The organism is Yersinia sp. J1, assembly GCF_050586585.1.
Classification (GTDB): Bacteria; Pseudomonadota; Gammaproteobacteria; order Enterobacterales; family Enterobacteriaceae; genus Yersinia; species Yersinia entomophaga.
In genome coordinates, this window is record NZ_JBOBDP010000002.1 from 217753 (window position 1) to 230404 (window position 12652).

Sequence of the window (12652 nt, forward strand, 5' to 3'; positions counted from 1 at the left end):
TTTGTGAGTCGCGGTCAGCGATGATTTCTCCATCACGCAGCTCAATAATTCGCTGAGCATGTTCGGCGATGCGCATATCGTGGGTAACAATGACCACCGTATGTCCCTGAGCATGTAGGCCTTTGAGAATACTCAAAACCTCATTACCACTGTGGGTATCCAGCGCGCCGGTGGGTTCGTCTGCCAGAATGACTTCGCCGCCGTTCATCAGCGCGCGGGCAATGCTAACTCGTTGCTGCTGGCCACCGGAAAGCTGGCTGGGATAGTAATCCAACCGTTCGTTTAACCCCAAACGGCCAAGCAAAGCCGCCGCTCGCCGACGTCGTATTTCCCGTTGACTACCGGCATAGATAGCTGGAATTTCAACGTTGCCCTGGGCGGTTAAATCTCCCAGTAAGTGATAGCGTTGGAAGATAAAGCCGAAGTGTTCTCGACGTAGCCTCGCCAGCTCGTCATTACTCATCAGTTGCGGGGCTTGTCCTGCCACCCAATATTCGCCAGAACTGGGTTTATCCAAGCAGCCAAGAATATTCATCAGCGTTGATTTTCCTGAGCCGGAAGCCCCGACAATCGCGACCATTTCGCCCTGATGAATTGTCAGATTGATGTTTTTCAGTACCTGAACGTGCTGTTCGCCGTTGATGAATTGACGACAAACATTATCCAGATGCAGCAAGATCGTTTTTGATTGGGCGCTATGCATTATCGCATCCCCATCGGTAGGCCCATGCGCTGAACCTTACTGGTCATTGCAGTGCCGCTGGATTGGCTGATAATCACCTTCTCGCCGGCCTGAAGTCCGGAAATCACCTGTGCGTCCACATTGTTATTCAATCCAATGGTGACATCACGCAGACTAATATTCCCTTTTTCATCAACCACTTGAACCTGATTCTTATTGCCCCGATGTTCAATGGCGGTAGAAGGAATGACAATGGCGTTTTCTGCTTTGTCCAACAGAATATATACCTGTGCAGTCATGGAAATCCGCAGTTCGCCATTGGGATTGGCCACGTCAAACAGGCCATTGTAATAAATGGCTGTGTTGGTGGACGATGTACTGCTGGCGCTGGATGAGGTGCTGGTATCGTCGTCGTTGATTGAGTCGGGAGCCGGTTCTACGGCGCGTAGCGTGGCGCTGAAACGTTGCTGCGGCTGACCGAGAATAGTGAAATATACTGGCATACCGGTTTTGACTTTGATCACGTCGGCTTCGGAAATTTGCGCTTCAATGGTCATGGTATCCAGACGTGCAACTTTAATGATGGTCGGTGCGCTTTGTACCGCGTTAACGGTTTGGCCTTCTTCCACGGGAATAGCTACCACGGTGCCTTCAATTGGCGAGGTGATTTTGGTGTAACCCAGATTGAGCTGCGCGGTGCTCACGGCGATTTTGGCTTGAGCGATTTGAGCGTCCAGCGCTTCAATTTCGGATTGAGTGGCAGTCAGAGTGGCTTTGGCGCTGTCATAATCGGCTTGAGTGCCCACCCCCATTCCGAGGATTTTCTGTTGGCGCTGATAGGTTTGGCGGTTATTTTCCAGCGTAGCCTGTTTGGCGGCGCGCTGCGCCTGCACGTTTTTTAAAGCGGCTTCCGCGTCTTTCAAAGCGTTTTGTTGAGTCAGATCGTCAATTTCGGCCACCAACTGGCCTTTTTGCACTTGTTGACCAAGACTGACATGTAGGGCTTTGATTTGCCCAGAAACTTGCGCACCCACGCTAACCTGTTTTTTCGCTTTGATGGTGCCATCAGCCAGAACGGTTTGCTCCAGATTGCCGATTTGAGCGGTGGCGGTGATGTAAGCGGGCTTTTCTGGCGTAGAGAAAAATAAAAAATAGAGAACGAAACCTGCCGCCAGTAGTGCCACGAGCAGCCATAGCGCCCGTCGTTTGGTACCAATGAGTTGTTGCATAATTGACCAAATTTCCTTGAGTCATTCTAAGACAAAATCTACAGAGAAATACTGAGTCATAATTTACCGCCAAGCACCGCCGTTAGGGGTAAAGCGGATTTTAGGAATATGTAAGGATTCAGTAAAACTGGCTGCGCTGGCGATAAATTGGCAGGAAAATAGGTGAAATCAGTTAAGGGAGAAATATATGAAAATTCTATTAGTCGATGATGATATTGAGCTTGGCTCAATGCTGAAGGAGTACCTGAGCGGCGAGGGTTTTCAGGCTGATTTGGCCGTTACCGGTAAATCCGGTATTGATGGCGCATTATCCGGCAATTATACCGCGCTGATTCTCGACATTATGCTGCCGGATATGAGCGGAATTGACGTTTTACGACAGGTGCGCCAGAAAAGTCGATTGCCGATCATCATGCTCACCGCCAAAGGGGACAATATCGATCGGGTGATCGGTTTGGAAATGGGCGCAGATGATTATATGCCGAAACCTTGCTACCCAAGGGAGCTGGTGGCGCGGCTGCGGGCGGTATTACGTCGCTTCGATGAGCGGCCAGAGCAAAGCAGCGGTGACTCCCTGCTGACGCTGGGAGCGCTGACGTTGAATCCCGCTACCCGCAGCAGCCAGTGGCAGGGTAAAGCTTTTGATTTAACCGCCTCTGAATTCAATCTGCTGGAATTATTGCTGCGTTCGCCGGATCGGGTAGTGACTAAAGACGAACTGTCGGATAAAGGTCTGGGGCGACCGAGAGAAGCCTATGATCGCAGTGTAGATGTGCATATCAGCAATATTCGGCAAAAACTCAGCCAGTTGCCGAATAATAACCTCAATATTGAAACCGTTCGCAGCATTGGCTATCGCATTAAATAACGGTTTTTCAGGATATGATTATGCGTGGACGCCTGTTTTGGAAAATCCTATTGGGTTTCTGGTTTACCTTTATTTTGATGACCCAACTGCTTTGGGTGATTTTTTCTTTCTATGGCAACCGACACGAGCCGCCGGAAAACGGCATGATGCGACAGATTGTGGCCCAGCAGATGAAATCCGCCGCCTCGGTGCTGAGCAGCGGCGGTTTGTCCGCGCTGGAAACGATGATGTCCGGCTGGACGGAACCGGAAAAAACCTTGTTTTCAGTGCGACCTGAATCTGCGGTTCCGCCGGTTTCTGCTGCAAAAACACTCACCGATTCACCGTCACACCTCGTTAAGTGGGCTACAACACCTGAGGGCGATAAATATCAGCTAAGTTATGATTTTGACGGTATGCGGGCGGTTTATCATCCAAAAGGGAAAAGGGATCAGATTCTGAACATTCCTAAACCCTTATTCTGGATGGGCGCATTGGGCGGGCTATTTTTCAGCACTTTTTTGGCATGGAATCTAACCCGTCCCATGCGCCAGCTGCGGGATGGCTTTGAGCGAGTCGCGCAGGGCGATCTTGCGGTTCGCTTATTACCGATGATGCGTCGCCGCCATGATGAATTGACCGAAGTGGCACGTGACTTTGACTCAATGGCTGAGCGTTTACAGGCGCTAGTGAGCGCCAGAGAGCAACTGCTGCACGATGTTTCTCACGAATTACGCTCGCCTTTGGCGCGTTTGCAACTGGCGATTGGATTGGCTCATCAAAACCCAGGAAACGTGAATACTTCATTGCAACGCATTGAACATGAAGCTGAACGTCTGGATAAAATGATTGGTGAGTTACTGGCGCTTTCTCGCGCGGAGAATCAAACGCTAACCCATGACGAAGAATATTTCGATCTGTACGGATTGGTAGAAGCGGTGGTGAATGACGCACGCTATGAGGCGCAGGTGCCGGGCGTGGAGATTGTGTTACAGGCGGAGCCTGAAAGGGAATATACGGTGAAAGGCAATGCCGAGCTGATGCGGCGCGCCGTCGATAATATCGTGCGTAATGCGCTACGTTTTTCTACCCAGGGCCAGCAAGTAACGGTCAGGCTTTCACAGATAGAAAAACAGTATCAAATCGAAGTGGTCGATCAGGGGCCGGGCGTGGAGGAAAGCCGCTTATCCAGCATTTTTGATCCCTTCGTACGTGTGAAATCGGCTATGTCAGGCAAAGGTTATGGCCTGGGATTAGCGATAACCCGAAAAGTGATTCTGGCGCACGGTGGGCAGGTAGAGGCTAAAAATGGTGAGCAGGGCGGCTTGGTGATTCGTTTACGTGTCCCGCAGTGGTCTACGCACTAGCGGTAAAATACTAAGAGCGTAGCATCCGACAATAAAAAACGGCGCCTAAGCGCCGTTTTCTCATCCGCAATATTATTACTTCTTGATACGGATAATCGGTGTTTCACCGACGGTCACGCTGCCGGAAAGTTTAATCAGTTCTTTGATCTCGTCCATGTTAGAGATAACAACCGGAGTCAGGGTAGACTTGGCTTTCTCTTCCAGCAGGGCCAGATCGAACTCGATAACCACATCACCTTTCTTCACTCGTTGACCTTCTTCAGCGATGCGTTTGAAGCCTTCGCCTTTCAGTTCAACGGTATCAATACCGAAGTGGACAAACAGCTCGATGCCGCTGTCTGATTCGATAGAGAATGCATGGTTGGTTTCGAAAATTTTACCGATGGTTCCGTCAACCGGAGCAACCATTTTGCTGCCTGATGGTTTAATAGCAATGCCATCACCAACGATTTTTTCGGCAAAAACAACGTCTGGCACATCTTCGATGTTGACAATTTCGCCAGACAACGGCGCAACGATTTCGATAGTGCCGCTGTCTTTCTTATCATCTGAAACAAATGATTTCAGTTTATCGAACAAACCCATGATCTTCTCCTAAGTATTTATATTGGACAGCGTTCCAGTCTCATGGAATTAGCAGAGTGTTTTCTCTTCGATGAACGTGTTAACCAAGTCCATCAATTCTTGCGCCGTTGGTTTAGATAACGCTTCAGCAGCCAACGCCTTCACATCTTCGAAATTCGTGTTACGGATAATTTTCTTGATGCGCGGGATCGAGATTGCACTCATGCTGAATTCATCCAGCCCCATGCCCAATAACAACAGTGTAGCACGTTCATCGCCAGCAAGTTCACCGCACATACCGGTCCACTTACCTTCAGCGTGAGATGCATCAATAACCTGTTTGATCAGGCCCAATACCGCAGGCGACATTGGATTATAGAGATGAGAAATCAGCTCATTGCCACGATCTACTGCCAGAGTATACTGAGTTAGATCGTTTGTCCCAATACTAAAGAAGTCAACTTCTTTTGCTAAATGGTGCGCGATGGTTGCCGCCGCTGGCGTTTCCACCATAACACCCACTTCGATAGATTCATCAAAGGCTTTATTTTCTTCACGCAGTTGAGCTTTCAGCATCTCCAGTTCTGCTTTCAGTGCCCGCACTTCTTCAACAGAAATGATCATCGGGTACATGATGCGCAGCTTACCGAAGGCAGAAGCACGCAGAATGGCACGTAATTGCGCATGAAGGATTTCTTTACGATCCATGGCAATACGGATTGCACGCCAGCCCAAGAACGGGTTTTCTTCTTTTGGCAGGTTCATGTACGGCAGGTCTTTATCGCCGCCGATGTCCATGGTACGGACGATAACTGCCTGAGAGCCCATGGCTTCCGCAACGGCTTTATAAGCCTGGAACTGCTCTTCTTCCGTAGGAAGAGAGTCGCGGTCCATAAACAGGAATTCGGTACGATACAGACCAACGCCTTCAGCGCCGTTACGTTCAGCACCGGCGATATCGCGAACGGTACCGATGTTGGCAACCACTTCAACCTGATGACCATCTAAAGTGATAGCCGGCAGATCTTTCAGTTTAGCCAGATCGTTTTTCTCGGTGATGTACTGAGTATTCACCGCTTTCAATTGGTCGATCACATCGCTGGTTGGGTTAACGTAAATCTTGTTGTTCACCGCATCGAGGATCAGATAATCGTCGTTCTTCACCTGTTTGGTTACGTCGCTGGTGCCAACAATTGCAGGCAATTCCAGGGAGCGCGCCATAATCGAGGTGTGGGAAGTACGGCCACCGAGGTCAGTAATGAAGCCCAGAACTTTATCCAGGTTCAACTGCGCGGTTTCAGACGGCGTCAGATCCGTTGCAACCAGAATCACTTCCTCTGAAATTGCCCCCAAATCGACGATGGTCAGGCCGAGAATGTTTTTCAGCAGGCGTTTACCGATGTCACGTACGTCAGCTGCACGTTCTTTCAGGTACTCGTCATCCAGTTCTTCCAGCGCTTTCGCCTGGCCTTCAATGACGGTATATGCGGCAGCGTCGGCTGAAGCATGTTCGTCTTTGATTAGGGCTATGATTTCCTGCTCAAGCTCTTCGTCTTCCAACAGCATGATGTGGCCTTCGAAGATGGCAGCTTTCTCTTCGCCTAGGCTCTCGCCAGCTTTGGTCTTGATCGCTTCTAACTGTTCAGATGCTTTCGCCCGGCCAGATTTGAAACGCTCGACTTCCTGCTCTACCTGGTCAGCAGAGATTTTTTTCCGGTTGATGACAATCTCATCTTCTTTCAGTAAAAGTGCTTTACCAAAAGCAATACCCGGTGAAACTAAAATGCCTGAAATCATAACCCTACCTTACTCTTGACTGGTTTTAACTTAAAAGACTGGGCTTCTTTTACTCAAGCTCTGCCATCAGTTTTACCAGGTGTTCAACGGCTTTCTGTTCGTCATCACCTTCAGCAGAGATGGTTACTACAGTACCTTGGGTCAGACCCAGAGTTTGTAGTTTGAACAGGCTCTTAGCGCTGGCGCTTTTGCCATTGGAAGTAACGGTAATTTCAGAAGCAAAAGCTTTGGCTTCTTTAACAAACTGTGCAGCAGGACGGGTGTGTAGGCCATTCGGTGCGGTAATAGTAACTTCTTGCTGGAACATTGTGTTTCCCCAACTTATTTTGGATTTATGTTGTGGAGCTAAAGTCTAGTGTAATTTCCTAACTTTAGCCTGTATTGGCTAGCGCCAGACTATGGAACAAAAAAGACAAGCTCTGATGCAACAGGAAACCAGAGTCATCGCCAAGGAGGATAACCTTCTCTTCGCGTTGTGTCTCCAATCCACATTATGTATGTCGCATATTACTCTTTTCAGCAAAATGATTAAATCGATTCAGCTAAAGTAACACACGTTGTGGGATTAATTTCACGCATCAAAATAATTGACCGGTTAAATACTAAACCCAGAGGGTAAAATCAATCGTTATGTAGTGAAAAATTTGACGTACACCACAAAAAAAAGCACCGCGAGGGTGCTTTTTTAGCATTTAGTGCGACCGTAAGCCTTACTGTTGCAGTTCTTGTTCCGTGAACAAATCTGCGAACAAAGCGGTGCTCAAATAGCGTTCACCCGAGGAAGGAAGAATAACCACAATTTCCTTGTCAGTAAAGCCAGCTTCTTCAGATAGCTTCACTGCGGCAGCAACGGCTGCACCGGAAGAAATACCGGCCAGAATGCCTTCTTCTTCCATCAGCCTGCGCGCCATGGCGATAGCTTCATCGTTGGTAATCAGTGCAACACGGTCGATTAAGGATAAATCCAGGTTGCCTGGAATAAAACCGGCGCCGATGCCTTGGATTTTGTGTGGCCCAGGTTTGATTTCCTGACCGGCCAGCGCTTGGGTAATTACCGGGGAATCCGTTGGTTCTACCGCTACCGTGGTGATGGCTTTGCCTTTGGTTTTTTTGATATAACGGCTAACGCCGGTCAAAGTGCCGCCGGTGCCCACGCCAGCAATAAATACGTCTACGCCGCCGTCGGTATCTTCCCAGATTTCCGGGCCGGTAGTTTTTTCATGGATTTCAGGGTTAGCGGGATTATCGAACTGTTGCAGAATCAGATAACGCTGCGGGTCGGTAGCCTGAATCTCTTCAGCCTTGGCAATCGCACCTTTCATACCTTTCGCGCCTTCGGTCAGTACCAAATTGGCACCTAGCGCTTTCAGCAGTTTACGGCGTTCAATACTCATGGTTTCAGGCATGGTTAGCGTCAGTTTGTAACCACGAGCGGCGGCAACGAAAGCTAGCGCCACGCCGGTGTTACCGCTGGTTGGCTCAACGAGTTCGATACCCGGCTTCAGCACGCCACGTTTTTCTGCGTCCCAAATCATGTTTGCCCCGATGCGGCATTTGACGCTAAAACTTGGGTTACGCGATTCGACTTTTGCCAGAACACGACCGTTGCCGATACGGTTCAGTCTAACTAACGGCGTATGGCCGATTGTTAAAGAATTGTCTTCATATATCTTGCTCATAGCCTGTCCTTTAACTCTATGAAAATGTAGGAAACGTTCAAAGCATACGCTAACAGGTCGGCTATGGAAGTAAAGAATTGGTATATCTATATGTGATTAGGAAATAAGTTTTTCCATCAATGAAAAGGGCGCGAAAACCGCGCCCTGACAGGCTTTAGCGACTAGGCTGAACAAACTGGTGACGGTAACGATCCACCCACATCGCGGTGGCTCCGCACACGGCAACGGGCATAATCATCAGATTCAGAAACGGAATCATGGTGAATACGCTGACCAATGCGCCAAACTGCAAATTATCGACTTTATTTTGCCGTAGGGCGCTGCGCATGTGCTGAAAGCTCACTTTATGGTTATCAAAAGGATAATCACAGTACTGGATTGACAGCATCCAGGCGCTGAACAGGAACCATAGCACCGGCGCCGCCGTCTGGCCTATGCCGGGCACCAGATACAGCAACAACAGCACTAAGGCACGGGGCAGGTAATACATCAGCTTGCGCCACTCTCGCGACATAATGCGCGGAATATCTTTAACGATGCCGAGGATTCCAGTGTCTGGCAGCGGTTTTCCGGTTAGCTCGCCCTCTAAATGCTCAGCGAGTAAGCCGTTGAACGGTGCAGCAATAAAGTTGGCTACCGTGCTGAACAAATAGCTGAATACCAAGAGCACTGAAATAACCATCACTGGCCACAATAGATAGCTGAGCCATTGTAGCCAGTCCGGCACGTAGCTCATTAACTGTGGCACCCAAACGCTAATTCGATTAAACAGCCACCAAAAAGCGCCGCCCATCAGTAAAATGTTGACCAATAGTGGCAAAATAACGAAGCGTCTAATACCTGGGCGAATAATTAACCGCCAACCTTCCACAAAATAGTGAAACCCGCTGGTGGTTTTTGTGTCTTTTTGCACGAGTGACATGCCTTCCATTTCTCTGTAACTGAATCGTCCAGCCTATCATATTGCTATCAATTTTCTCTGCCTAGTGCCATATTGGTTAATAAACGAACGAAATAGCTAGCATAATCATCTTTCTTAACAGAAAATCGAGCACGGACTTGCACTTGTGAACGTTGAGAAATAGAGTTAAAGGGTGAATGTTTGCCGCGGTGGCAATGTATTGGAACAACAGAGATAGTAATGATGCAGGATTTGCGTCTGATATTAATCGTTGTTGGCGCGATCGCCATAATAGCGTTGTTATTGCATGGTTTATGGACCAGCCGTAAAGAACGCTCTTCCCTATTTCGCGATCGCCCAGTTAAACGTCCGAAACAAGAACGTGATGAAACCCCGATCGAGACCTTCGATGAAGGGGTTGGAGAAGTGCGGGTACGGACTTCTCATCCACAGGATAAGCCTTCGTTAAGTCACGTTGATGACAACGATGAGGTGCCTATCATTCAACATACTGAGCCTAAACCGGCTTCGGTAAACGTAGCGTCTCGTCAAGCGCCGGTAGCCCCCGTGCAGCCAGAGTATGACGATCCGTTGCTGGGCGGATTCTCGCCTGAACAACCACCGCATGCCACATCGGGTGATCCGCTGTTGGGGTCGGCGACTGAATCCTATTCAGCCCCGGAACCAGCGCCAGAACCACAGCACGTTGAGCCTAAGCAGGCTGAACCGCAGCACGAACCTGTAGCTGCATCCGCTCCGGAAGTGAAGCAAGTTGCGAAACTGAAAGAAACGGTACTGGTTCTGCATGTTTCTGCCCACCACGGTGGTTCTATCGGCGGCGAAGTGCTATTGCAAAGCGTATTGCAGGCTGGTTTCCAGTTTGGCGAAATGGGCATTTTCCATCGTCATCTCAGCCCGGCAGGCAGTGGCCCAGTTCTGTTCAGTTTGGCGAACATGGTCAAACCGGGATCTTTCGATCCTGACACCATGTCTGATTTCTCAACGCCTGGCGTCTCCATGTTTATGATGGTGCCGTCTTATGGCGATGCGAATCAAAACTTTAAGTTGATGCTGCAATCGGCTCAGCGTATTGCCGATGACGTCGGTGGTGTGGTGCTGGATGATGAGCGTCGCATGATGACGCCGCAGAAGCTGGAGACCTATAAAGCCCGTATCCGTGAAGTTCTGGATGCGACTGCCGAATAGTAAGCTTAGATAGCGAAACGAATTAACCCGAACCCCCGCATGCCGGGGGTTTTTTATCTTTGATGGTGGGCCATGGAATCGATAATCCAACAACTTAATCAACTGCGAGCCTCACTGCGCCATCACGAACATCAATATCATGTGCTGGATGCGCCAGAAATTCCCGATGCAGAATATGACCGTCTGATGGGCGAACTGCGGGAGCTGGAAGCGCAACACCCCGAATTGATTACCGCAGATTCTCCTACCCAGCGTGTCGGTGCTGCACCTCTGGATGCCTTTGATCAGGTACGCCACGAAGTCCCTATGCTGTCTCTGGATAACGTATTTGATGAAGAAAGCTATCTGGCTTTCAATAAACGGGTTAATGACCGGCTGAAAATCGCAGAGCCGCTGACCTTTTGCTGTGAGCTAAAATTAGACGGTCTGGCGGTCAGTTTGCTGTATGAGGACGGCGAGTTAGTCCGCGCTGCTACCCGTGGTGATGGTACGACCGGTGAGAATATTACCGCCAACGTTCGCACTATTCGCGCGATTCCTTTGCGTTTGCACGGTGACAATATTCCGCGTCGCGTGGAAGTCCGTGGCGAAGTCTTTATGCCGCAGGCGGGTTTTGAACAACTGAACGAAGAGGCGCGACGTAAAGGTGGCAAAATTTTTGCCAATCCGCGTAACGCCGCCGCTGGCTCTTTACGGCAGCTCGATCCGCGAATTACGGCCAAACGGCCATTAACCTTTTTCTGTTATGGCGTCGGTTTGATGGACGGCGGCGAACTGCCTCGTAGCCATTTTTCACGCTTGCAGCAATTTAAAGCCTGGGGTTTGCCGGTCAGCGATCGCGTCAAACTTTGTACCGGGGCTGAACAGGTTATTGATTTTTATCATCAGGTTGAGCAAGATCGTGCCACTCTGGGGTTTGATATCGATGGCGTAGTGATCAAGGTTGACTCGCTGGATTTACAGGAACAACTGGGCTTTGTTGCCAGAGCGCCACGCTGGGCAACCGCGTTTAAATTCCCGGCGCAGGAACAAGTTACTCAGGTCCGCGAAGTGGAGTTTCAGGTTGGCCGCACCGGTGCTATCACGCCGGTAGCTCGTCTGGAGCCGGTGCAGGTGGCGGGGGTGATTGTTAGCAATGCGACCTTGCATAATGCAGATGAAATTGAGCGTCTGGGTCTGCGTATTGGCGATACCGTTATTGTGCGTCGCGCCGGTGATGTTATTCCGCAGGTAGTCGGCGTGGTGCTGGATGAACGGCCAGCCAATGCGCGGGAAGTGATATTCCCCGATCGTTGCCCGGTATGTGGCTCTGATGTCGAACGCGTTGAAGGTGAAGCCGTGGCGCGTTGCACCGGCGGTTTGTTCTGCGCCGCGCAGCGTAAAGAAGCGCTGAAGCACTTCGTTTCTCGTCGCGCGTTAGACGTAGACGGTATGGGCGATAAAATTATCGAACAATTGGTGGAGAAAGAATATGTCACCAATCCAGCCGATTTGTTTACGCTGACGGCCGGAAAACTGACCGGTTTGGATCGTATGGGGCCAAAATCGGCACAGAATCTGGTCGCCGCCTTGGAAAAAGCCAAGGAAACTACCTTTGCCCGCTTCCTCTATGCATTAGGGATTCGTGAGGTTGGTGAAGCAACTGCTGCCAATCTGGCCGCGCACTTCCGCACGTTGGATAATCTGCGTTCAGCGGATGTTGAAGCGCTGAAAGCCGTACCGGACGTGGGTGAAGTGGTCGCTAAACACGTGCTGAATTTCCTATCGGAAGAACATAACCAGCAGGTTATCTTTCAGCTTGAACACGTGGTGCGCTGGCCGGAGCCACAGCGGATTATTGCGGAAGAGATCGACAGTCCTTTTGCTGGAAAAACCGTGGTATTGACCGGCTCTCTGAATATTCTTTCCAGAGATGAAGCCAAGGATCGCCTTACCGCGTTAGGCGCGAAAGTTAGCGGCAGCGTGTCGAAGAAAACCGATTTGGTGATAGCCGGTGAAGCCGCGGGCTCAAAGCTGGCAAAAGCGCAGGAATTGGGCATTAAGGTGATCGATGAAGCCGAGATGATCCGTTTGCTGGGCGAATCAGAATAAACCTGAAACCCGCCGTTGCCGCGGTGGGTTTGGCCTGAATGGCTGAGAGGTGTGGAGTAGGGTGTGGAAAAAGAAAACCTGATTGAAATAGCCAATACCCGTATGCCTTTTGGCAAATACCAAGGGCGAGTTTTGATCGATTTACCGGAAGAATACCTATTGTGGTTTGCCCGTAAAGGAGAGTTTCCTCAGGGTAAATTGGGCATGCTGATGGAGCTCACGATGACGATCAAAATGGAAGGGCTAGAAGGCCTGGTTAAACCTCTTAAAAAAGACTGACATACCATGA

10 protein-coding genes and 3 pseudogenes are annotated in these 12652 nt (G+C 49.8%); 6 read left to right on the forward strand and 7 right to left on the reverse strand.

Annotation, left to right across the window (positions count from 1 at the left end; genetic code table 11):
- Positions 1-10: 10 nt before the first annotated feature.
- Both ACQ4OC_RS05640 and ACQ4OC_RS05645 read right to left on the reverse strand, forming a co-directional pair.
- Positions 11-703 (reverse strand): annotated as a pseudogene (locus ACQ4OC_RS05640) (ATP-binding cassette domain-containing protein); the annotation flags it as partial.
- Positions 703-1911, reverse strand: coding sequence for an efflux RND transporter periplasmic adaptor subunit (locus tag ACQ4OC_RS05645; RefSeq protein WP_120805844.1), 1209 nt, complete (start codon positions 1909-1911; stop codon positions 703-705). The pseudogene ACQ4OC_RS05640 and the gene ACQ4OC_RS05645, both read right to left, overlap by 1 nt.
- Before the next feature lie 187 nt (positions 1912-2098).
- Here ACQ4OC_RS05645 and ACQ4OC_RS05650 point away from each other — a divergent pair, with 187 nt between their 5' ends.
- From ACQ4OC_RS05650 to ACQ4OC_RS05660, 3 genes and pseudogenes are all read left to right on the forward strand, one after another.
- Positions 2099-2779, forward strand: coding sequence for a response regulator transcription factor (locus ACQ4OC_RS05650; protein ID WP_064517032.1), 681 nt, complete (start codon positions 2099-2101; stop codon positions 2777-2779).
- A gap of 20 nt (positions 2780-2799) precedes the next feature.
- A pseudogene (locus ACQ4OC_RS05655) lies at positions 2800-3054 on the forward strand (sensor histidine kinase); the annotation flags it as partial.
- A 57-nt stretch (positions 3055-3111) separates the two neighbouring features.
- Positions 3112-4125: pseudogene (locus ACQ4OC_RS05660) on the forward strand (ATP-binding protein); the annotation flags it as partial.
- Positions 4126-4200: 75 nt separating this feature from the next.
- Here ACQ4OC_RS05660 and crr read toward each other — a convergent pair.
- From crr to cysZ, 5 genes are all read right to left on the reverse strand, one after another.
- Complete coding sequence (gene crr / locus ACQ4OC_RS05665; protein WP_064517034.1) at positions 4201-4710, reverse strand: PTS glucose transporter subunit IIA; 510 nt, start codon at positions 4708-4710, stop codon at positions 4201-4203.
- 48 nt (positions 4711-4758) lie between these two features.
- Positions 4759-6486: a phosphoenolpyruvate-protein phosphotransferase PtsI gene (gene ptsI / locus ACQ4OC_RS05670; RefSeq protein WP_049596928.1), complete on the reverse strand. Its 1728-nt coding sequence runs from the start codon at positions 6484-6486 to the stop codon at positions 4759-4761.
- A 49-nt stretch (positions 6487-6535) separates the two neighbouring features.
- Positions 6536-6793: a phosphocarrier protein Hpr gene (gene ptsH, locus ACQ4OC_RS05675; RefSeq protein ID WP_049596929.1), complete on the reverse strand. Its 258-nt coding sequence runs from the start codon at positions 6791-6793 to the stop codon at positions 6536-6538.
- A gap of 403 nt (positions 6794-7196) precedes the next feature.
- A complete protein-coding gene (gene cysK / locus ACQ4OC_RS05680) occupies positions 7197-8165 on the reverse strand; it encodes a cysteine synthase A (protein ID WP_064517035.1) in 969 nt (322 codons plus the stop codon).
- A gap of 154 nt (positions 8166-8319) precedes the next feature.
- On the reverse strand, positions 8320-9087 hold the full coding sequence (cysZ, locus tag ACQ4OC_RS05685; RefSeq protein WP_064517037.1) for a sulfate transporter CysZ: 768 nt from the start codon (positions 9085-9087) through the stop codon (positions 8320-8322).
- A gap of 219 nt (positions 9088-9306) precedes the next feature.
- Here cysZ and zipA point away from each other — a divergent pair, with 219 nt between their 5' ends.
- From zipA to ACQ4OC_RS05700, 3 genes are all read left to right on the forward strand, one after another.
- The gene (gene zipA / locus ACQ4OC_RS05690) at positions 9307-10272 is read left to right on the forward strand and encodes a cell division protein ZipA (protein WP_064517039.1); all 966 of its coding nucleotides are present in this window, start codon (positions 9307-9309) and stop codon (positions 10270-10272) included.
- Between the two features lie 72 nt (positions 10273-10344).
- Positions 10345-12363, forward strand: a complete 2019-nt coding sequence (ligA, locus tag ACQ4OC_RS05695; RefSeq protein ID WP_064517041.1) for an NAD-dependent DNA ligase LigA — start codon at positions 10345-10347, stop codon at positions 12361-12363.
- Between the two features lie 63 nt (positions 12364-12426).
- The gene (locus ACQ4OC_RS05700; protein WP_064517043.1) at positions 12427-12642 is read left to right on the forward strand and encodes a DUF3820 family protein; all 216 of its coding nucleotides are present in this window, start codon (positions 12427-12429) and stop codon (positions 12640-12642) included.
- The last annotated feature ends 10 nt before the right edge of the window (positions 12643-12652 follow it).